We start from the raw sequence: 21805 nt of genomic DNA, 5'->3' as shown, positions 1-21805 counted from the left end.
CATGAGCAAGATCCTTATCCGCGGGGCGAAGATCCTCGGTGGCGAGCCGCAGGACGTGCTGATCGACGGCGAGACCATCGCCGAGGTCGGCACGGACCTCGGCGCCGAGGGCGCCCGGGTCGTCGAAGCGGCCGGGCAGATCCTGCTCCCCGGCCTCGTCGACCTCCACACCCACCTGCGCGAACCGGGCCGCGAGGACTCCGAGACCGTCCTGACCGGCACCAAGGCAGCAGCCGTCGGCGGCTTCACCGCCGTGCACGCCATGGCCAACACCTTCCCCGTCGCCGACACCGCAGGCGTCGTCGAGCAGGTCTGGCGGCTGGGCAAGGAGTCCGGCTACTGCGACGTGCAGCCCATCGGCGCCGTGACCGTCGGCCTGGAGGGCAGGCAGCTCGCCGAGCTGGGCGCGATGCACGACTCCGCGGCCGGCGTGCGGGTCTTCTCCGACGACGGCAAGTGCGTCGACGACGCCGTCATCATGCGGCGCGCCCTGGAGTACGTGAAGGCGTTCGACGGCGTCGTCGCCCAGCACGCCCAGGAGCCCCGGCTGACCGAAGGCGCCCAGATGAACGAGGGCATCGTCTCCGCCGAGCTGGGGCTCAGCGGCTGGCCGGCCGTCGCCGAGGAGTCGATCATCGCCCGCGATGTGCTGCTCGCCGCGCACGTCGGCTCCCGCGTGCACATCTGCCACCTGTCGACCGCCGGCTCCGTGGAGATCGTGCGCTGGGCCAAGTCCAAGGGCTGGAACGTGACCGCCGAGGTCACCCCGCACCACCTCCTGCTGACCGACGAGCTGGTCCGCTCCTACAACCCGGTCTACAAGGTCAACCCGCCGCTGCGCACCGAGGCCGACGTCATGGCGCTGCGCGAGGCGCTCGCCGACGGCACCATCGACTGCGTCGCCACCGACCACGCCCCGCACCCGCACGAGGACAAGGACTGCGAGTGGGGCGCGGCCGCCATGGGCATGGTCGGCCTGGAGACCGCGCTCTCCGTCGTCCAGCACACGATGGTCGACAGCGGGCTGCTGGACTGGGCCGGCGTCGCCGACCGGATGTCCTTCCGCCCGGCGCACATCGGCCGCCTCACCGGCCACGGCCGCGCCATCTCGCCCGGCGAGCCCGCCAACCTGACGCTGCACGATTCCGCTTACCGTGGAGTGGTGGACCCCGCGGGCTTCGCCTCCCGCAGCCGCAACACCCCCTACGAGGGCCGTGAGCTGCCGGGACGCGTCACCCACACCTTCCTCCGGGGCCGCGCAACGGTCGTCGACGGGAAGCTCGCGTGACTCCTCACCTCACCACACTGGCCGCAGCACAGAAGTCCGCCGAGGTCACCGACTGGGCGGCCCGCATCGGCTGGGTCGTCGGCCTGCTGCTGTTCATCGTCTTCGTCTACTGGCTGATGCGCCAGGGCTGGAAATGGCGCCGCACGCTCCAGGGCGGCCTGCCCGAGCTGCCCGTCGCCCCGGCCCCGGCGGCCGAGCCCACGCTGACGATGAGCGGCCGCTACCACGCCTCCACCACCGCAGGGCAGTGGCTCGACCGGATCGTCGCCCAGGGCCTGGGCACCCGCAGCCGCGCCGAGCTGACCCTGACCGACCAGGGCCTGTTCGTCGTACGGCCGGGCGCGCAGGACTTCTTCGTGCCGGCCGCAGCGCTGCGCGGCGCCCGCCTCGACAAGGGCATCGCAGGCAAGGTCCTCCCCGAGGGCGGCCTGCTGATCATCACCTGGGAGCACGGCGGCACGGAGATCGACTCCGGGTTCCGCTCCGACCGCGCGGCCGATCACCCGGCCTGGGTCGAAGCCGTGAACGCGCTCAGCCCCCGGCACACCACCAGCACCACCGAGCACACCGAAACGGAAGGCGCACGATGACGACCTCCACCAGGGGGACCGCCAAAATCCCCGCCGTACTCGTCCTGGAGGACGGCCGCAGCTTCCGCGGCCGCGCCTACGGGGCCGTGGGGGAGACCTTCGGCGAGGCGGTGTTCTCCACCGGCATGACCGGCTACCAGGAGACCCTGACCGACCCGTCGTACCACCGCCAGGTCGTCGTCATGACCGCCCCGCACATCGGCAACACCGGGGTGAACGACGAGGACGACGAATCGCAGCGGATCTGGGTGTCCGGCTACGTCGTCCGCGACCCCGCCCGCATACCGTCCAACTGGCGCTCGGTGCGCTCCCTGGACGAGCAGCTCGTCGCCCAGGGCGTCGTCGGCATCAGCGGCATCGACACCCGCGCGCTCACCCGCCACCTGCGCGAGCGCGGTGCCATGCGGGTCGGCATCTTCTCCGGTGACGCGCTGCCCGACGAGGGCACCATGCTCGCCAGGGTGCGCCAGGCCCCCGAGATGCAGGGCGCGAACCTCAGCGAGCAGGTCGCGACCAAGGAGGCGTACGTCGTCCCCGCCGTCGGCACGAAGAAGTTCACCGTCGCCGCCATCGACCTCGGCATCAAGGGCATGACCCCGCAGCGGATGGCCGAGCGCGGCATCGAGGTGCACGTCCTGCCCGCCACCGCCACCATCGAGGACGTCTACGCGGTCGCACCCGACGGCGTGTTCTTCTCCAACGGGCCCGGCGACCCGGCCACCGCCGACCACCCGGTCTCCGTCATGCAGGGCGTGCTGGAGCGGAAGACGCCGCTGTTCGGCATCTGCTTCGGCAACCAGATCCTGGGCCGCGCGCTGGGCTTCGGCACCTTCAAGCTCAAGTACGGCCACCGTGGCATCAATCAGCCGGTGCAGGACCGTACGACCGGCAAGGTCGAAGTGACCGCCCACAACCACGGGTTCGCCGTCGACGCCCCGCTCGACAGGGTTTCCGACACCCCGTACGGCCGCGCCGAGGTCTCGCACGTCTGCCTGAACGACGACGTGGTGGAGGGCCTGCACCTCCTCGACCAGCCGGCCTTCAGCGTCCAGTACCACCCCGAAGCCGCCGCGGGCCCGCACGACGCTGCGTACCTGTTCGACCGCTTCGTCCAGCTCATGGAGGGCCAGCGTGCCTAAGCGCACCGATATCCAGTCCGTCCTGGTCATCGGCTCCGGCCCGATCGTGATCGGCCAGGCCGCCGAGTTCGACTACTCCGGCACCCAGGCATGCCGGGTCCTCAAGTCCGAGGGCCTGCGCGTCATCCTGGTCAACTCCAACCCGGCCACGATCATGACCGACCCGGAGATCGCCGACGCCACCTACGTCGAGCCGATCACCCCCGAGTTCGTCGAGAAGATCATCGCCAAGGAGCGGCCCGACGCGCTGCTGCCGACCCTCGGCGGCCAGACGGCCCTGAACACCGCCATCTCGCTGCACGAGTCCGGCACCCTCGACGCGTACGACGTCGAGCTGATCGGCGCCAACGTCGAGGCGATCAACAAGGGCGAGGACCGCGACCTGTTCAAGGATGTCGTCGCGGCGGTCAACCGCAAGATCGGCCATGGCGAGTCCGCGCGCTCGTACATCTGCCACTCCATGGACGACGTCCTCCAGGGCGTCGACGCGCTCGGCGGCTACCCCGTCGTCGTCCGCCCCTCCTTCACCATGGGCGGCGCGGGCTCCGGCTTCGCGCACAACGAGGAGGAGCTGCGCCGCATCGCGGGCCAGGGCCTGACGCTCTCGCCGACCACCGAGGTGCTCCTGGAGGAGTCCATCCTCGGCTGGAAGGAGTACGAGCTGGAGCTGATGCGCGACAAGAACGACAATGTCGTGGTCGTCTGCTCCATCGAGAACTTCGACCCGATGGGCGTGCACACCGGCGACTCGATCACCGTCGCCCCGGCGATGACGCTCACCGACCGCGAGTACCAGATCCTGCGCGACGTCGGCATCGCCGTGATCCGCGAGGTCGGCGTCGACACCGGCGGCTGCAACATCCAGTTCGCGGTCAACCCCGAGGACGGCCGGGTCATCGTCATCGAGATGAACCCGCGCGTCTCGCGCTCCTCCGCGCTCGCGTCGAAGGCCACCGGCTTCCCGATCGCCAAGATCGCCGCCCGGCTCGCGGTGGGCTACACCCTCGACGAGATCCCGAACGACATCACCGAGAAGACCCCGGCTTCCTTCGAGCCGACCCTCGACTACGTCGTCGTCAAGGTCCCGCGCTTCGCATTCGAGAAGTTCCCCGCCGCCGACGCCACGCTGACCACCACCATGAAGTCGGTCGGCGAGGCCATGGCCATCGGCCGTAACTTCCCCGAGGCGCTCAACAAGGCGCTGCGTTCGCTGGAGAAGAAGGGCAGCCAGTTCGACTTCGTCGGCGCGCCGGGCGACAAGGCCGAACTGCTGGTCACCGCCCAGGTTCCGACCGACGGCCGGATCAACACGGTGATGCAGGCGATCCGCGCGGGCGCCACCCCGCAGGAGGTCTTCGACGCGACGAAGATCGACCCGTGGTTCGTCGACCAGCTCTTCCTGATCAAGGAGACCGCCGACGAGATCGCGGCCGTCGGCCAGCTCGGGCCCGAAATTCTTGCGGAAGCAAAGCGCTATGGTTTTTCGGACGCGCAGATCGCCGCGATCCGCGGGCTGCGTGAGGACGTCGTCCGCGAGGTCCGGCACGCCGTCGGCGTCCGCCCCGTCTACAAGACCGTCGACACCTGCGCCGCCGAATTCGCCGCCAACACCCCGTACTTCTACTCGTCCTACGACGAGGAGTCCGAGGTCGCCCCGCGCGAAAAGCCCGCCGTGATCATCCTCGGATCCGGCCCCAACCGCATCGGCCAGGGCATCGAGTTCGACTACTCCTGCGTGCACGCCTCCTTCGCGCTCAGCGACGCCGGCTACGAGACCGTCATGGTCAACTGCAACCCGGAGACCGTCTCGACGGACTACGACACCTCCGACCGCCTGTACTTCGAGCCGCTGACGCTCGAAGACGTCCTGGAGATCGTGCACGCCGAGACCCAGGCGGGGCCGGTCGCCGGCGTCATCGTCCAGCTCGGCGGCCAGACCCCGCTGGGCCTCGCCCAGGCGCTCAAGGACAACGGCGTGCCGATCGTCGGCACCTCGCCCGAGGCCATCGACCTCGCCGAGGAGCGCGGCGCCTTCGGCCGGGTGCTGACCGAGGCCGGACTGCCGGCCCCCAAGTACGGCACCGCGTTCTCCTTCGGCGAGGCCAAGGCCATCGCCACCGAGATCGGCTACCCGGTCATGGTCCGCCCGTCGTACGTGCTCGGCGGACGCGGCATGGAGATCGTCTACGACGAGCCGTCGCTGGGCGAGTACCTCACCCGCCACGCCGGCCTCATCGACCAGCACCCGGTCCTCATCGACCGGTTCCTCGACGACGCCATCGAGATCGACGTCGACGCCCTCTACGACGGCACCGAGCTGTACCTCGGCGGCGTCATGGAGCACATCGAGGAAGCCGGCATCCACTCCGGCGACTCCGCCTGCGCGCTGCCCCCGATCACCCTCGGCGGCTTCGACATCAAGCGGCTGCGGGCCTCAACGGAGGCCATCGCCAAGGGAGTCGGCGTCCGCGGACTGATCAACATCCAGTTCGCGATGGCCGGCGACATCCTCTACGTCCTGGAGGCCAACCCGCGCGCCTCCCGCACCGTCCCCTTCACCTCGAAGGCCACCGCGGTGCCGCTCGCCAAGGCCGCCGCCCGCATCTCGCTCGGCGCCACCGTTGCCGAACTGCGCGCCGAGGGCATGCTCCCGAAGACCGGCGACGGCGGCACGCTGCCGCTGGACGCGCCGATCTCCGTCAAGGAAGCCGTCATGCCCTGGTCACGGTTCCGCGACGCGTCGGGCCGCGGCGTGGACACCGTCCTCGGCCCGGAGATGCGCTCCACCGGCGAGGTCATGGGCATCGACTCGGTCTTCGGTACCGCGTACGCCAAGTCCCAGTCCGGCGCCTACGGAGCGCTGCCCACCAAGGGCCGCGCCTTCGTCTCGGTGGCCAACCGCGACAAGCGCTCGATGATCTTCCCGGCCCGCGAACTGGTCGCGCACGGCTTCGAGTTGCTCGCCACCTCCGGCACCGCCGAGGTACTGCGCCGCAACGGCATCAAGGCCACCGTCGTCCGCAAGCAGTCCGAAGGCGAGGGCCCCAACGGCGAGCGGACCATCGTCCAGCTCATCCACGCCGGCGAGGTCGACCTCATCGTCAACACCCCCTACGGCACCGGCGGCCGCCTCGACGGCTACGACATCCGCACCGCATCCGTCGCCCGCGGCATCCCCTGCCTGACCACGGTCCAGGCGCTGGCCGCAGCGGTGCAGGGCATCGAGGCGATGTCCCGCGGAGACGTCGGCGTACGTTCCCTCCAGGAACACGCGCGCCATCTCACCGCAGCCCGCGAGGAGTAGGGCCACCGAGGGGGACACCGGGCGGTGTCCCCCTCTTCATGAGCCGCCGACCTCCTTCCGCGAAAGGCCCGCCCCCGACGATGTACCGCCTCTTCTTCCACCTGATCTTCAAGCGGATGGATCCCGAGCAGGCCCACCACCTGGCCTTCGGCTGGATCCGCCGTGCCGCCCGCATCCCGGTGCTGCGCACCTTCGTCGCAGCCGCCCTCGCGCCCCGCTTCAAGGAGCTGCGCACCGAGGCGCTCGGCCGCCGGATGCACGGACCCTTCGGCCTGGCCGCCGGCTTCGACAAGAACGCCACCGCCATCGACGGCATGACGATGCTCGGCTTCGACCACGTCGAGATCGGCACCGTCACCGCCCAGCCGCAGCCCGGCAACCCCAAGAAGCGCCTCTTCCGGCTCGTGGCGGACCGCGCGCTGATCAACCGCATGGGGTTCAACAACGACGGTTCCGCCGCCGTGGCCGCCCGCCTGGCCGCCCGCCGCCCGGTCTTCCCGACCACACTCGGCGTCAACATCGGCAAGACCAAGGCCGTCCCGGAGGAGGAAGCGGTCGGCGATTACGTCACCTCCACCGAGCGGCTGGCCGCGCACGCCGACTACCTGGTCGTCAACGTCTCGTCCCCGAACACCCCAGGACTGCGCAACCTCCAGGCCACCGCGCACCTCCGGCCGCTGCTGACCGCCGTCCGCGAGGCCGCCGACCGTACGGTCACGGGCCGCCGGGTGCCGCTCCTGGTCAAGATCGCCCCGGACCTCGCCGACGCGGACATCGACGCGGTCGCCGACCTCGCCGTCGAACTCGGCCTGGACGGCATCATCGCCACCAACACCACCATCGCCCGCGAAGGTCTCGGCCTGACCTCCGACCCGGCCCTGACCGCCGAGACCGGCGGCCTGTCCGGCGCACCCGTCAAGGAACGCTCCCTGGAGGTGCTGCGCCGCCTGTACGCCCGCGTCGGCGGCCGGATCACCCTCATCGGCGTCGGCGGCATCACCACCGCCGAGGACGCCTGGCAGCGCATCCTGGCCGGCGCCACCCTCGTCCAGGGCTACAGCGCCTTCATCTACGAAGGCCCGTTCTGGTGCCGCGCCCTCCACAAGGGACTCGCCGCCCGCCTGCGCAACAGCCCGTACGCCACGCTCGCCGACGCGGTCGGCGCCGAACACAAGAAGGTGACCGCATGACGGCCGCCCCCTCGCCCGACCACCGCCCCGCAACGACGCCCGCCGGGCGGCTGCCCTCTCTTCCGCCCTTCGGCACCCGTCTGCGGCACGCCATGGACGAGCGCGGCCCGCTGTGCGTGGGCATCGACCCGCACGCCTCGCTGCTGGCCGACTGGGGCCTGAACGACGACGTCGCCGGCCTGGCGCGCTTCACCCGCACCGTCGTGGAGGCGCTCGCCGACCGCGTCGCCGTGCTGAAGCCGCAGTCCGCCTTCTTCGAACGCTTCGGCTCGCGCGGTGTCGCCGTCCTGGAGACCGCCGTCGTCGAGGCACGCGAGCGCGGCGCCCTCGTCCTGATGGACGCCAAGCGCGGCGACATCGGTTCCACCATGTCCGCCTACGCCGCGACGTACCTCGACCCGGCCTCCCCGCTGTTCTCGGACGCCGTCACGGTCAGCCCGTTCCTCGGCTACGGCTCCCTGCGCCCGGCCCTGGACCTGGCCGCGGGGAACGGCTGCGGCGTCTTCGCGCTCGCCCTCACCTCCAACCCGGAGGGCGAGGAGATCCAGCGGGCGGTGCGCGCGGACGGCCGCAGCGTGGCGGCCACCGTGCTCGGCCACCTCGCGCGGGAGAACGCGGGCGCGGACCCGCTCGGTTCCTTCGGCGCGGTCGTCGGTGCCACGCTCGGCGATCTCTCCGCGTTCGACCTGGCGATCAACGGCCCGCTGCTCGCCCCCGGCATCGGCGCCCAGGGCGCCACCCCCGCCGACCTCCCCCGGGTCTTCGGGGACGCGGTCCGCAACGTCGTGCCGAGCGTCAGCCGGGGGGTGCTGCGGCACGGTCCGGACACCGCCGCGCTGCGCGATGCCGCGGCCCGATGTGCCGACGAAGTGCAAAAGGTGGTCGGATAGCCGGGACTTTGGTCCCGAATTGTCCTGGTCAGCAGAGTCTGACCAGGACTTTTCGTCTGTTCTCGCTGACTCCGGCGCCCTTGGCCGCTAGTCTCCGTCGAGAGCACCGCACGTAAGAGCGTTGCTCGTTGCTCCGCAGTTGCGGGGCGACTAGGTTCCACACCGGTCCGTATCCGACAGTTCGACATCCGAGGTGACGTAGGCGTGGCTCTTCCGCCCCTTACCCCTGAACAGCGCGCAGCCGCGCTCGAGAAGGCCGCCGCGGCTCGCCGGGAGCGCGCCGAGGTCAAGAATCGGCTCAAGCACTCCGGTGCCACCCTCCATGAGGTCATCAAGCAGGGCCAGGAGAACGACGTCATCGGCAAGATGAAGGTCTCCGCCCTCCTTGAGTCCCTGCCCGGCGTGGGCAAGGTCCGCGCGAAGCAGATCATGGAGCGGCTCGGGATCTCCGAGAGCCGCCGTGTACGGGGCCTCGGCTCCAACCAGATCGCCTCCCTGGAGCGCGAGTTCGGGGGCGCGACGACCTGAGTTTTCCGGCACAGCCGGGAAGCTGGAATAATCGCTGCATGGCTGCAACATCCCGGGGGACGACCCCCGCGCCCCCGGACGCTCGTCCGCGACTGACCGTGCTCTCCGGCCCCTCGGGGGTCGGCAAGAGCACGGTCGTCGCTCATATGCGCAAAGTTCACCCCGAGGTCTGGCTCTCGGTCTCGGCCACCACCCGCAAGCCGCGCCCCGGCGAGAAGCACGGTGTCCAGTACTTCTTCGTCGAGGACGAGGAGTTCGACAAGCTCGTCGCCAACGGCGAACTGCTGGAGTGGGCGGAGTTCGCCGGCAATCGTTACGGCACCCCCCGCCAGGCGGTCCTCGACCGCCTGGAGTCCGGGGAGCCCGTTCTGCTGGAGATCGACCTCCAGGGCGCCCGTCAGGTCCGCGAGTCCATGAGGGAGGCGCACCTGGTCTTCCTGGCACCGCCGAGCTGGGACGAACTGGTCCGCAGGCTCACCGGCCGCGGCACGGAGGCCCCCGAGGTCATCGAACGGCGCCTGGAGGCCGCGAAGACCGAGCTGGCCGCCGAGGCGGAATTCGACGTGACGCTCGTCAATACCTCCGTCGAGGACGTCAGCCGTGAGCTGCTAGCCTTGATGCTGCGGCGTAATGGGAACGGAAAGATCAGCGGCTGACACCGCGAGTTCCCGGACTCCGCCAGATTTTTTGCTTCACACCGGCTTCACACCCCTTCGGAAGGCAGAGAGTGTCCTCTTCCATCACCGCGCCCGAGGGCATCATCAACCCGCCGATTGATGAGCTTCTCGAGGCCACCGACTCGAAGTACAGCCTCGTGATCTACGCAGCGAAGCGTGCGCGTCAGATCAACGCGTACTACTCGCAGCTCGGCGAGGGCCTGCTTGAGTACGTCGGCCCGCTCGTCGACACCCACGTCCACGAGAAGCCCCTGTCGATCGCGCTCCGCGAGATCAACGCGGGTCTGCTGACCTCCGAGGCCATCGAGGGCCCGGCTCAGTAAGCGGCACAGCACCTTCACCGAGGGCCCGGCAGGGCGTCTCCCGGCGGAATCCGGGGAACCTGCCGGGCCCTCGGTGTGTCCGGGAGTGTTTCCATAGGGGCACACGTTCGGACCGAGGCTCGGGGAGCAGCGAAGCGATGGACAAGCGGGAGCGGGACACGCCCAAGGTCGTCCTGGGGGTCAGCGGTGGCATCGCCGCGTACAAGGCGTGTGAGCTGCTGCGGCGGCTGACGGAGTCGGGTCACGACGTCCGCGTGGTGCCGACCGCCGCATCGCTGCACTTCATCGGCGAGGCCACCTGGTCTGCCCTGTCCGGCAACCCCGCCTCCACCGAGGTCTGGGAATCCGTCCACGAAGTCCCGCACGTCCGCATCGGTCAGGCCGCCGACCTCGTCGTGGTCGCCCCCGCCACCGCCGACCTGCTGGCCAAGGCCGCCCACGGCCTCGCCGACGACCTGCTGACCAACACCCTCCTGACCGCCCGCTGTCCGGTGGTCTTCGCCCCCGCGATGCACACCGAGATGTGGGAGAACCCGGCCACCCAGGAGAACGTCGCCACCCTGCGCCGCCGCGGGGCGATCGTGATCGAGCCCGCGGTCGGCCGGCTCACCGGCGTTGACACCGGCAAGGGCCGCTTCCCCGACCCCGGCGAGATCTTCGAGCTCTGCCGCCGGGTGCTGGCCCGGGGCCCGCAGGCGCTCCAGGCCGACCTGGCCGGCCGCCATGTCGTGGTCAGCGCCGGCGGCACCCGCGAGCCGCTGGATCCGGTGCGCTACCTGGGCAACCGCTCGTCGGGCAGGCAGGGCTACGCCCTGGCCCGTACGGCCGCGGCGCGGGGCGCCAGGGTCACCCTCGTCGCCGGCAACACCGGGCTGCCCGATCCCGCGGGTGTGGACGTGGTGCACATCGGCACCGCGGTCCAGCTGCGCGAGGCGGTGCTCAAGGCGGCGGCCGACGCCGACGCGGTGGTCATGGCGGCGGCGGTGGCCGATTTCCGTCCGACCCGCTACGCCTCCGGCAAAATCAAGAAGAAGGACGGGCAGGAGCCGGAACCGGTCACGCTGGTCCGGAATCCAGACATCCTCGCCGAGCTCTCCGCCGACCGGGCCCGTCCCGGGCAGCTGGTGGTCGGCTTCGCTGCCGAGACCGACGAGGTGCTCGCCAACGGGCGCGCGAAGCTGGCGCGCAAGGGCTGTGACCTGCTGGTTGTCAACGAGGTCGGCGAGCACAAGACCTTCGGATCGGCCGAGAACGAAGCGGTGATCCTCGCCACGGACGGAACCGAGACGCCGGTGCCTCACGGCCCCAAGGAAGCCCTGGCCGACACGGTGTGGGACCTCGTCGCGGCGCGGCTCACCGGGCCGCGTGGCTGACGGTTCGATTGCCCCACCAGTCCGGCGTTTACCGGTGTGCCCTCTTGACCCGGCGGGTCCATACGGATGATCGTCCTTCCGTGGGCCGTGGTGTCCCAGGTCACGGAGGGTCCATAAATCGAGACTGCGTGTCCGAACAACGCATACGACCGATAAACTGGCAGTGGATCGGGCCGAGCGCAGCTCTCGAGCCCGTCCGCCAATGATCAGCCAGCAGCCGCTGCAACCCCAGGGAGCGATGTGTCCCGCCGCCTGTTCACCTCGGAGTCCGTAACCGAGGGCCACCCCGACAAGATCGCTGACCAGATCAGCGACACGATTCTCGACGCGCTCCTGAAGGAGGACCCGTCGTCCCGGGTCGCCGTCGAGACGTTGATCACCACCGGCCTGGTGCACGTGGCCGGCGAGGTGACGACGAAGGCGTACGCCGACATCCCCAGCCTGGTGCGCAACAAGATCCTCGACATCGGCTACGACTCCTCCAAGAAGGGCTTCGACGGCGCTTCGTGCGGCGTTTCGGTGTCCATCGGTGCGCAGTCCCCGGACATCGCGCAGGGCGTCGACACCGCGTACGAGCAGCGGGTCGAAGGCGATGAGGACGAGCTGGACAAGCAGGGGGCCGGCGATCAGGGCCTGATGTTCGGCTATGCGTGCGATGAGACGCCGGAGCTGATGCCGCTGCCGATCAATCTCGCGCACCGTCTGTCGCGGCGTCTGTCCGAGGTCCGCAAGAACGGGACCATCCCCTACCTGCGCCCTGATGGCAAGACGCAGGTGACGATCGAGTACGACGGTCACAAGGCCGTCCGTCTGGACACGGTCGTGGTGTCCTCGCAGCACGCGAGTGATATCGATCTGGATTCGCTGCTGGCGCCGGACATCCGGGAGTTCGTGGTCGAGCACGTCCTCAAGGAGCTGGTCGAGGACGGCATCAAGCTGGACACCGACGGCTACCGTCTCCTGGTCAATCCCACCGGGCGGTTCGAGATCGGCGGCCCGATGGGCGATGCCGGGCTGACCGGCCGCAAGATCATCATCGACACGTACGGGGGCATGGCCCGGCACGGCGGTGGCGCGTTCTCCGGCAAGGACCCGTCCAAGGTCGACCGCTCGGCGGCGTACGCGATGCGGTGGGTGGCGAAGAACGTGGTGGCGGCCGGGCTCGCGGCCCGCTGCGAGGTCCAGGTCGCCTACGCGATCGGCAAGGCCGAGCCGGTCGGCCTGTTCGTGGAGACGTTCGGTACGGCCACGGTCGACACCGACAGGATCGAGCAGGCCATCGGCCAGGTCTTCGACCTCCGCCCGGCCGCGATCATCCGCGACCTCGACCTGCTCCGCCCGATCTACGCGCAGACCGCGGCCTACGGCCACTTCGGCCGCGAACTCGACGACTTCCCCTGGGAGCGCACCGACCGCGTGGACGCACTGCGGAAGGCGACGGGGCTGTAATCCCGCTGCCGCTTGGCATCGCATGACGGACGGCCCCGGACCTGATGGTCCGGGGCCGTCCGTCATGAGCCGCTGTCAGTGGTGTCTGCTAAGACTGGATGCTGTGAGCAGGGAGAACGGGTGTCCGGGGGCGGAGGCGGGTGCGGGTGAGCAGTTGGCCCTCATCCGGGAGAGCGTGCGGGAGACCAAGACGTCGCGGGCGAAGCCGCGGACGTGGCGGGGGGCCGAGCTGGCCGCGGAGCTGCCGGTGGCGCGGGTCCTGGTGGACAAGGGGCTGGTGCACCTCGACCGGTACTTCGACTACGCGGTGCCCGCCGCCATGGACGCCGAGGCGCAGCCCGGGGTGCGGGTGCGGGTGCGGTTCGGGGCGGGGGAGAAGGGGGGCAGGCGCGAGGGCGGCAGGCTGGTCAGCGGGTTCATCGTGGAGCGCGCGGCGGAGAGCGACTTCCGGGGGGTGCTGGCGCCGCTCGCGCAGGTGCTGTCGTCCGAGCGGGTGCTGACACCCGAGCTGCTGGCCCTGTGCCGGGCCGTCGCCGACCGCTACGCCGGGACGCTCGCCGACGTCGTGCAGCTCGCGGTGCCGCCGCGCCGGGCGCGCGCCGAGGCGAAGGCGTCTCCGGCCCCCTTGCCACCCAACCAGCCGCCGGATGTCGGGAGTTGGGGGCGGTACGGCGCGGGGCCCGGCTTTCTGGAGGCGTTGGCGCGGGGGGACGCACCGCGGGCGGTGTGGACGGCGCTGCCGGGGGCGACCTGGCCGCAGGAGCTGGCCCGCGCGGTGGCGGCGGCCCTGGCTTCGGGGCGTGGCGCGCTGGTGGTGGTGCCGGACGGGCGGGCCGCGGCGCGGGTGGACGAGGCGCTCGGCGAGCTGATCGGGGACGGGCGGCATGTGCTGCTGACCGCGGATGCCGGGCCCGAGGAACGCTACCGGCGGTGGCTCGCGGTGAGCCGTGGCTCGGTGCGCGCCGTGATCGGGACGCGGGCGGCGATGTTCGCGCCGGTCGCCGGCCTGGGGCTGGTCGCGCTGTGGGACGACGGCGACGCCAGCCACAGCGATCCGCACGCCCCGCAGCCGCATGCCAGGGAGGTGCTGATCCAGCGCGCGGTGGGGGAGCGCGCGGGGTTCCTGCTCGGCGGGCTGAGCTGCACGGTGGAGGCGGCCCAGCTGGTCGAGACGGGCTGGGCGCGCCCGCTGGCTGCCGACCGCGAGCGGGTGCGGGCCGTCGCCCCCAGGGTGCGGACGATCGGTGACGGCGACGAGGCGCGGGATGCGGCGGCCCGCGCGGCGCGGCTGCCGACGATGGCGTGGCAGGTGGTGCGCGAGGGGCTCAAGCAGGGACCGGTGCTCGTCCAGGTGCCGCGGCGCGGTTACGCACCCCGGCTGGCCTGCGAGCGGTGCCGGGCACCGGCCCGCTGCCGGGCCTGCGCGGGCCCGCTGGAGTCGCAGGACGCCGGTGAGCTGGCGTGCTCCTGGTGCGGCCGCCAGGAGCCGGACTGGCACTGCGGGGAGTGCGGCGGCACCCGGCTGCGGGCCCGGATCGTGGGCGCCAGGCGGACGGCGGAGGAGCTGGGCCGGGCATTTCCCGCGGTCCCGGTGTGCGCACGTCGGGCCGCGATCACATCCTGACGACGGTGCCCGGCACCCCCGCCCTGGTCGTGAGCACGCCGGGCGCCGAACCGGTGGCCGAGGGCCCCGGATACGCCTCCGCGCTGCTGCTCGACGGCTGGGCGCTGCTGGGCCGGCCGGACCTGCGGGCCGGGGAGGAGGCGCTGCGCCGCTGGCTGACCGCCGCGTCCCTGGTGCGCGGCCAGGAGGCGGGCGGCACGGTCGCGGTGATCGCGGAGCCGACGCTGCGGCCGGTGCAGGCGCTGGTGCGCTGGGATCCCGTCGGGCATGCGGTCCGTGAGCTGGCCGAGCGGGCCGAGCTCGGCTTTCCGCCGGTCTCCCGGATGGCGGCGGTCGCCGGCCGTGCCGAGGATGTCGTGGAGCTGCTCAGGGCCGCCGAACTCCCGGCGGGGGCCGAGGTGTTGGGGCCGGTTCCGTTGCCGGTCGCGGATCCGGGGCGGCCGCGCCGTCCCGGCGATCCGCCGCCGGGCGAGTCGTGGGAGCGGGCGCTGGTGCGGGTCAGGCCGGGCCAGGGCGCAGCGCTGGCGGCGTCCCTGAAGGCCGCCCGCGCGGCGCGCCTGGTCAAACGGGAGGGGGATGCGGTGCGGGTGCGGATCGATCCGCCTGATCTCGGGTGATGTGAGCACCGCTGCGGGCGGCTCGGGCGCGTGGGCGGGAACTCGGCGGCAGGGAAGGGGGCTTGGCGCTCTTGGCGTGACCGGCGGCGTGTGTCAGCCGTTGCGCGGGCCGGGGAAGGCGCCGGGCCGGGTCTCGTCCCGCACGGCGGGGGAGGACTGCGCGGGCATCGCGCGGGCGGAGGGGACGGACGGCGTACCGGGCAGGCCGGCGACGGTCACCGCGCGGGCCGCAGGCGCTTCGGGGGAGCGGGGCGCCGATTCCCCGCCGTCGGCCGCGGGTTGGGCGCTGGCCCGGCGGCCACCGTAGCGGCGGTGCACCGCCTGCTTGGTGACGCCGAGCGCCGAGCCCACGGCGTCCCAGGAGAAGCCGAGCGAGCGGTCGAAGTCGACCGCGGCCGTGACGAGTGTTTCGACGCTGTCCCGCAGTTCCTGGGCGAGGCGCACGGTGGGGGCGGGCGCGCGCCCGTAGACGACGAAGCCCGCGGAGGGCCCGGTGCGGCGTGGCCGGTAGACGTTGCCGAGCTGCGCGGTCAGGGTGCGCAACGCGTCCACCTGCCGGCGTACCCGCTCGATGTCGCGCACCAGGAGATGCAGGCTGGCGCGCGCCTGGGCGTCGTGGGTTGCGTGGTCGGCCATGGGCAAGCCTCTCGAACCGGCGTGGAAAAGGAAGGGCAAGGAAGGATGAAGACGACGGGACCGTCCGGGCGGCCCGATGGTGGGTCAATGCTGTTTGACCAACGCGGCAGCAGCGGCTCGGGTCACGGTGTGGGGGCGTACGAGCTTGTGCGCGGGGCGCGGCCGGGTGCGTACGCCCCCGCGCGGAAACGGCCCGCGAGCTGGGGCACATGCTCCGGGGCGGACGGCCCGCGACCTGCGGCGCATGCCCTGGGGCGCGCTGCCCACGACCCCCGGCGCAGCGCCTCTCTCCCTCGCCTCCTGGGTACCTGCGGAATCCCCTGGTGGCAGGCCCGTTGCCGTGCGGGGCATCGCGCCGGACGGCACGAGCCGGGCCTGCGGGCACCCGGCGCGGCCCACCGGGCACGCCCTAGACTGATGCGTCGTTCCGCAGCGTGTGAGAGGTAGTGCGCCACCCATGAGGCTCGTCTTCGCCGGTACCCCCGAGGTCGCCGTACCCGCCCTGGATGCTCTGATCGCCTCGGACCAGCACGAGGTCGTCGCCGTCGTGACCCGGCCCGACGCCCCGGCCGGCCGCGGCCGGCGGCTGGTCGCGAGTCCGGTCGCCGAGCGCGCCGAGGAGGCGGGTATCGAGGTGCTCAAGCCCGCGAAGCCGGGGGACGAGGACTTCCTCGCCCGGCTGCGCGAGATCGCTCCGGACTGCTGCCCGGTCGTCGCCTACGGCGCGCTGCTGCCGAAGGCCGCCCTCGGCGTCCCCGAGAAGGGCTGGGTCAACCTGCACTTCTCGCTGCTGCCGGCCTGGCGTGGCGCGGCGCCGGTGCAGCACGCGGTGCTCGCCGGCGACGAGGTGACCGGCGCCTCGACCTTCCAGATCGAGCAGGGCCTGGACTCCGGGCCCGTCTACGGCGTCCTGACGGAAGAGGTGCGTCCGACGGACACCAGTGGCGACCTGCTGACCCGGCTGGCGTTCGCCGGCGCGGGACTGCTCGTCGCGACGATGGACGGCATCCAGGACGGCACCCTGCACGCCGTACCGCAGCCGTCGGAAGGCATCTCCTACGCGCCCAAGATCGAGGTCGAGGACGCGAAGACGGACTGGTCCGCGCCCGCCCTGCGGGTGGAGCGCCTGGTGCGCGGCTGTGCCCCGGCCCCCGGCGCCTGGACGGAGTTCCGCGGCGAGCGCCTGAAGCTGATGTCCGTGACGTCCGCAGGACCTGACGCCGATCTGCACCTCGCGCCCGGCGAGATCGCGGCCACGAAGAAGGCCGTGTACGTCGGCACCGGCAGCCACGCCGTGCAACTCCTCTGGGTCCAGCCGCAGGGCAAGAAGCCGATGCAGGGCGCGGATTGGGCGCGCGGGGTCCGTATCGAGGCCGGGGAGCTGATGGGCGAGTAGCGGGCTGTCCGGGCGGGGGCCGGGGCGTCCGTCCCCGTCCCCGCGCGGGCCCGCGGGCCGCTCCGCGTAGGCTGGTCACGGACCTCTCTTCTCGTATCCGGAGCACCTTTTCTGTGAGCCAGCAGCCGCGCCGTCGCCCCAGCAAGCCCTACCGCCGCCCGCAGAAGGACCCGGTCAGGATCCTCGCGTTCGAGGCGCTGCGGGCCGTCGACGAGCGGGACGCCTACGCCAACCTCGTCCTGCCGCCGCTGCTGCGCAAGGCGCGCGAGAGCGACGACTTCGACAGCCGGGACGCCGCGCTGGCGACGGAACTCGTCTACGGAACGCTGCGCCGCCAGGGCACCTACGACGCGATCATCGCGCAGTGCGTGGACCGTCCGCTGCGCGAGGTCGACCCGCCGGTGCTGGACGTGCTCACGCTCGGCGCGCACCAGCTCCTCGGTACCCGCATCCCGACGCACGCGGCGGTCAGCGCGAGCGTGGAGCTGGCCCGGGTCGTCCTGGGTGACGGCCGGGCGAAGTTCGTCAACGCCGTGCTGCGCAAGATCGCCGCCGCCGATTTCGACGGCTGGCTGGAGCGCGTCGCGCCGGACTACGACGAGGATCCCGAGGCGCATCTCGGCCTGGTGCACGCCCATCCGCGCTGGATCGTCTCGGCCCTGTGGGACGCGCTCGGCGGCGGCCGCGCGGGTATCGAGGACCTGCTGGAAGCGGACAACGAGCGGCCCGAGGTGACGCTGGTGGCGCGCCCCGGCCGGTCCACGGCGCAGGAGCTGCTGGCCGCCGTCGGCGAGGACAGCGGCCTGCCGGGACGCTGGTCACCGTACGCGGTACGGCTTGCGGAGGGCGGCGAGCCGGGCGCGCTGGACGCGGTCCGTGAGGGGCGCGCGGGGGTGCAGGACGAGGGCAGCCAGCTGGTCGCCATCGCGCTGGCCAACGCGCCCGTCGAGGGCGGCGACCGGGCCTGGCTGGACGGCTGCGCGGGCCCCGGCGGCAAGGCGGCGCTGCTGGCCGCGCTGGCGGCCGAGCGCGGCGCCGCCCTGCTCGCCTCCGAGAAGCAGCCGCACCGCGCCCGTCTGGTCGCCCGCGCACTGGAGGGCAACCCCGGCCCTTACGCGGTGATCGCCGCCGACGGCACCCGGCCTGCGTGGCGGCCCGGCTCCTTCGACCGGGTGCTGGTGGACGTGCCGTGCACCGGCCTCGGCGCGCTCCGCAGGCGGCCCGAGGCGCGCTGGCGGCGTCGGCCCGATGACCTGGACGGCTTCGCGCCGCTGCAACGCGAACTGCTCCGCCAGGCGCTGGCCGCGGTGCGGGTCGGCGGCGTCGTCGGCTATGCGACGTGCTCCCCGCATCCGGCCGAGACCCGTGCCGTGGTGGACGACGTGCTCAAGGGGCACGGCGGAGCCCCCGTCGAGGTCGAGTGGGTCGACGCCCGTCCCCTGATGCCCGGCGTCCCGGCGCTCGGTGAAGGCCCGGACGTCCAGCTGTGGCCGCATCTGCACGGTACGGACGCGATGTACCTGGCGCTGCTGCGACGGATGGCCTGAGAGGGCTTCCTCTGTAGGATCGCATTTCCCGTGCCCCTTTCTCATCGACGGTGGCCCTCTTCCGGCCCAAGGGACAGGGCGATGGGACGAACGCCGGTTTGACCGTTCACTCGTAGTGGTGCTGAACCCGCCCTGACCTATGCGGTGGCGTTCTCCGGCGCGATCGTGGTGATGTCTCAGCTGGTCAGGGCCGGGGGCTTCGTCCTCCGTCCTTACGGGTCGGAGTGGGCCATGTCGCGCGTGGTGGGCGAGGTCTCCATGAGCCTTCGCCGTACGGACGGGAAGATCGACGAGGACTGCCCCTGGCGACGGCGGGCGTCGACGTTCCCTCCATGGCAGTGGCTCCGCGAGCAGCACATCGTTCAACGCCGCACTCTGGCCAGCCATCGGCCGGCACCCCGCCCTGGCCGAAGCGTGCCAGGCGCACGGTGTCGAACGCGCAGCCTTCACGATGCAACTCAGGTGTCTGATAACGGACCTCGGCGGCCGCTGCTGAGCCGCGCGGGACGCGGCCGCCGACTCGATACCCACCGATCTCGGCAGAAAGGTCGTCAAAGCAGTCGGGCAATGGATCCACACCCTGGCGGGACAGCCTGTGAGACCTGGGAGCGTTCGACAGCGCGCCGCCCGCAGCCGGGACCGAAGCGCCGTAGGGCCGGGGCTCGCCCCGCTGCCGGTCGTGCCGGCGCGGCCCCGGGGAACCCAGGCGGGTCGACGCGTGACTCACCTGTGTCGCCCCTCTCCTCTCCGCGTGGAGGTTCATACCGGCGAGGAACACATGGCAGCCGACGACGAATGTCGGTGCTTCGACGACTCATGGGAGAGAGCTGACGTGCCTGTACGCAAGCGTTGCCCCCGTATGGTGCCCCTGGCTTCGGCCGTCGTGCTCGTGGGTGCCCTGATGACGGCGTTCGGGGCGCCCGCCCATGCCGCCGACCTGCCCCCCGGATGTTCACAGGACGTGCCGCCGATCGGTCTTCCCGGGCCGGTCACGTACAGGTGTACCGGCGGGCTGACGGAGAACTGGACGCTGTCCGGCGGTGACACCGTGGTCACCGTCACCAACGGCACGCCGGGTGCCCCCGGCATCGGCAGGGACGCCACGCTCGCCTATACCGGCACGGGCACGATCACCATCTCGGTGACGGGTGCCGACGGTGGTGCGGCCCCGGACGGGGGCGATGGCAACGACGGCACCATCAACATCGGAGACAGCGCGGGTACCGCACACGTCACCGTCACCGGGGGCAACGGCAGCGCTGGTGGCATCGGTGGCACCGGTGCCAACGGCACCGACGGCATCAACGGCGCCAAAGGCACCGACGGCGGCACGGGTGCCGACGGGGGCATCGGCGGCAGAGGCGGTAACGGCGGTAACGGCAACAACGGCACCATCACCGTGAGCAGCCCCGCGAGCGACGCCGAGGTGACGGCGCGCGGCGGCGTCGGCGCGGCCGGGGGCACCGGCGGCTCTGGCGGCAGAGGCGGCACCGGCGGCAACAGCAGCAGCCAGACGGCCGTCGGCGGCCACGGCGGCGACGGTGGTTCGGGTGGTTCGGGTGGCCCGGGGGGTGCCGGCGGCGGCGGCAACGACGGTGCCGTCACAGCGTCCGCCGCCACCGTGACGGCGACCAGCAGCCCCGGCGGCGTCGGCGGTCAGGGCGGTATCGGTGGTCAGGGCGGCACCCGCGGCGCCGCCGTCTACAACGGCTACAACGGCGAGGGCGGCCTCGGCGGTGTCGGGGGCATCGGTGGCACGGGCATCTCCGGTAACTCCAGCGGCGCCGGCGTCATCACTGCCAGTGCCGTCGTCGTGACAGGTGGCACGGGGGGTGACGGGGGCCGGGGAGGCCGGGGCGGCCCCGGCGGCGAAGGCGACCGCAGCTTCATGGGCAACGGCGGCGCGGGTGGCATGGGCGGCAGAGGCGGCCTCGGTCGTGACGGCAACAGCAGCAGAAGCTCCGTCACCGCCAGTGGCAGTGTGAGCGCACGAGGTGGCAACGGCGGCAACGGCGGCGACGGCGGTGACGGCGGCCGCAGCGTTCGCTATCCCGGCGCCGCCGGCAGCGGTGGTAACGGCGGCACCGGTGGCACCGGGAACGCCGGCAGCATCGCTGTTGTCTCTGACACCAACACCGGAGGCGACAACACCGGAGGCGACGGCGGCAACGGCGGCAACAGCCCGGTCACTTCCGTAACGGGCCGTGGTCGGGGTGGCGACGGCGGCAACGGTGGCAACGGCACGGTCTGCGGAAGCTCGCAGCCCGCAGACACCACCAACACCGGCGGCAACGGGGGCGGTGGCGGGTTTCCTGAGGGCAGTGGCGGACAGGCCGGCGTCGGCGCACCAGCCTCCTGCTGAACCGTTCCGATCGTGGAAGCCCATGGCGTCAGGGGAGCTGCCGGTGTCAGGTCCGGAGCCCGAAAAGCCGGCGGCAAAGCCGGTATCGGCAGTGGTGACGGGAACAGCGGCACTCCAGGTGGCCCTGACCTGGCCCATACGGGCACCGATGTCACCGCTCACGGCGCCTTGGGCGGGAACGGTGGGCTCGGCGGAGAGGGTCGCGTCGTCATCAGCTGCCGGCGCAGTAGGCGAAACGGGGGTGCCCGCTGGTGGGCACCCCCACATGCTGCCCCGGCAGCGCGGGGCTGCCGGCAACGAGCCCGTTTCGACTTGATGGTTGCAGGTCGCGGGGGCTGGTGGGGGCGGGGGCCCGGCGCTCGGACTGGTCGGCGGCGTGATCGCTTCGCCGTGATAGCCCGTCAGCGGGAGACCTTCGGGGTCGTCAGCACGAGCACGGCCCGCACGAGGGTGATGGCGTGCTCCGCGTTCATTCGGACCGTGGTCGAGATCCTCCCGTTCAGCGGGTGGTGACGCCGTGCTCCTGCGCCGCGAGGTTGTCGTCCAAGCCGACGAAGCCGAGATCGGTCAGGGCTCCGATCCGGCCTCGCGCAGATCGGCAGTGATCTTGTTATGGCGGGTTGCCGTGCCACCTGCCGCTGCACAGCAGCACCGATCACCCGTTCGACGTCACCGCCCGGACTACCACCCGGGGCAAAACCATCACCGGGAACCACCTTGGGAGGATCCCTCTATGACGCTGACGGCATGACGCCGACGGCCTGGGCGGAGCAGCACGAGCCCGTGAGGACTCCCCATCAGAGCCGAAGGGACAAGATCGTGAGACAGATCGGCGTGGCCCCGAATGAGACGGCTGGAGAACGGCCAGGTCA

The 21805-nt window shown here is 71.9% G+C and carries 15 protein-coding genes and 1 pseudogene; 15 read left to right on the top strand and 1 reads right to left on the bottom strand.

Annotated elements, in window-relative coordinates; genetic code table 11:
• Position 1: 1 nt before the first annotated feature.
• The 12 genes and pseudogenes from LIU39_RS14000 (at position 2) to LIU39_RS13945 (ending at position 14992) form a co-directional block, all read left to right on the top strand.
• Positions 2-1288, top strand: a complete 1287-nt coding sequence (locus tag LIU39_RS14000) for a dihydroorotase (protein ID WP_227047021.1) — start codon at positions 2-4, stop codon at positions 1286-1288.
• The gene (locus LIU39_RS13995) at positions 1285-1878 is read left to right on the top strand and encodes a PH-like domain-containing protein (RefSeq protein ID WP_227047020.1); all 594 of its coding nucleotides are present in this window, start codon (positions 1285-1287) and stop codon (positions 1876-1878) included. The genes LIU39_RS14000 and LIU39_RS13995 overlap by 4 nt, the downstream gene beginning before the upstream one ends.
• The gene (gene carA, locus LIU39_RS13990; RefSeq protein ID WP_227047019.1) at positions 1875-3017 is read left to right on the top strand and encodes a glutamine-hydrolyzing carbamoyl-phosphate synthase small subunit; all 1143 of its coding nucleotides are present in this window, start codon (positions 1875-1877) and stop codon (positions 3015-3017) included. The genes LIU39_RS13995 and carA overlap by 4 nt, the downstream gene beginning before the upstream one ends.
• Complete coding sequence (gene carB, locus LIU39_RS13985) at positions 3010-6321, top strand: carbamoyl-phosphate synthase large subunit (protein WP_227047018.1); 3312 nt, start codon at positions 3010-3012, stop codon at positions 6319-6321. Before carA ends, carB begins: the two co-directional genes overlap by 8 nt.
• Positions 6322-6401: 80 nt before the next feature.
• Positions 6402-7511: a quinone-dependent dihydroorotate dehydrogenase gene (locus tag LIU39_RS13980; protein ID WP_227047084.1), complete on the top strand. Its 1110-nt coding sequence runs from the start codon at positions 6402-6404 to the stop codon at positions 7509-7511.
• Positions 7508-8401 (top strand): orotidine-5'-phosphate decarboxylase, encoded by an 894-nt coding sequence (gene pyrF, locus LIU39_RS13975; protein WP_372463854.1) that lies wholly within the window; start codon positions 7508-7510, stop codon positions 8399-8401. Before LIU39_RS13980 ends, pyrF begins: the two co-directional genes overlap by 4 nt.
• Before the next feature lie 204 nt (positions 8402-8605).
• Positions 8606-8929: an integration host factor, actinobacterial type gene (locus tag LIU39_RS13970; protein ID WP_227047017.1), complete on the top strand. Its 324-nt coding sequence runs from the start codon at positions 8606-8608 to the stop codon at positions 8927-8929.
• A gap of 38 nt (positions 8930-8967) precedes the next feature.
• Entirely contained in the window at positions 8968-9585 is a 618-nt protein-coding gene (gene gmk / locus LIU39_RS13965) for a guanylate kinase (protein ID WP_227047016.1), read from the top strand.
• 71 nt (positions 9586-9656) lie between these two features.
• Positions 9657-9929, top strand: coding sequence for a DNA-directed RNA polymerase subunit omega (gene rpoZ / locus LIU39_RS13960; protein WP_005319902.1), 273 nt, complete (start codon positions 9657-9659; stop codon positions 9927-9929).
• Between the two features lie 137 nt (positions 9930-10066).
• Positions 10067-11302, top strand: coding sequence for a bifunctional phosphopantothenoylcysteine decarboxylase/phosphopantothenate--cysteine ligase CoaBC (gene coaBC, locus LIU39_RS13955; RefSeq protein ID WP_227047015.1), 1236 nt, complete (start codon positions 10067-10069; stop codon positions 11300-11302).
• Positions 11303-11542: 240 nt separating this feature from the next.
• Positions 11543-12751, top strand: a complete 1209-nt coding sequence (metK, locus tag LIU39_RS13950; protein WP_227047014.1) for a methionine adenosyltransferase — start codon at positions 11543-11545, stop codon at positions 12749-12751.
• 103 nt (positions 12752-12854) lie between these two features.
• Positions 12855-14992, top strand: a pseudogene (locus LIU39_RS13945) (primosomal protein N').
• A gap of 93 nt (positions 14993-15085) precedes the next feature.
• Here the strand turns inward: LIU39_RS13945 and LIU39_RS13940 are convergent.
• Positions 15086-15628: a hypothetical protein gene (locus LIU39_RS13940; RefSeq protein ID WP_227047013.1), complete on the bottom strand. Its 543-nt coding sequence runs from the start codon at positions 15626-15628 to the stop codon at positions 15086-15088.
• Between the two features lie 457 nt (positions 15629-16085).
• On the opposite strand from LIU39_RS13940, the gene fmt reads away from it, so the two are divergent.
• From fmt to LIU39_RS34920, 3 genes are all read left to right on the top strand, one after another.
• Positions 16086-17024 (top strand): methionyl-tRNA formyltransferase, encoded by a 939-nt coding sequence (gene fmt, locus LIU39_RS13935; RefSeq protein ID WP_227047012.1) that lies wholly within the window; start codon positions 16086-16088, stop codon positions 17022-17024.
• 113 nt (positions 17025-17137) lie between these two features.
• Positions 17138-18571 (top strand): RsmB/NOP family class I SAM-dependent RNA methyltransferase, encoded by a 1434-nt coding sequence (locus tag LIU39_RS13930; RefSeq protein WP_227047011.1) that lies wholly within the window; start codon positions 17138-17140, stop codon positions 18569-18571.
• Between the two features lie 859 nt (positions 18572-19430).
• A complete protein-coding gene (locus LIU39_RS34920) occupies positions 19431-20933 on the top strand; it encodes a hypothetical protein (protein ID WP_264482748.1) in 1503 nt (500 codons plus the stop codon).
• Positions 20934-21805 lie beyond the last annotated feature (872 nt).

The sequence above is a fragment of the Streptomyces pinistramenti genome, assembly GCF_020564935.1.
Taxonomy (GTDB): Bacteria; Actinomycetota; Actinomycetes; order Streptomycetales; family Streptomycetaceae; genus Streptomyces; species Streptomyces pinistramenti.
The sequence above is the reverse complement of the archived record's forward strand: the minus strand, read 5'-3'. Positions and strand labels throughout refer to the sequence as shown.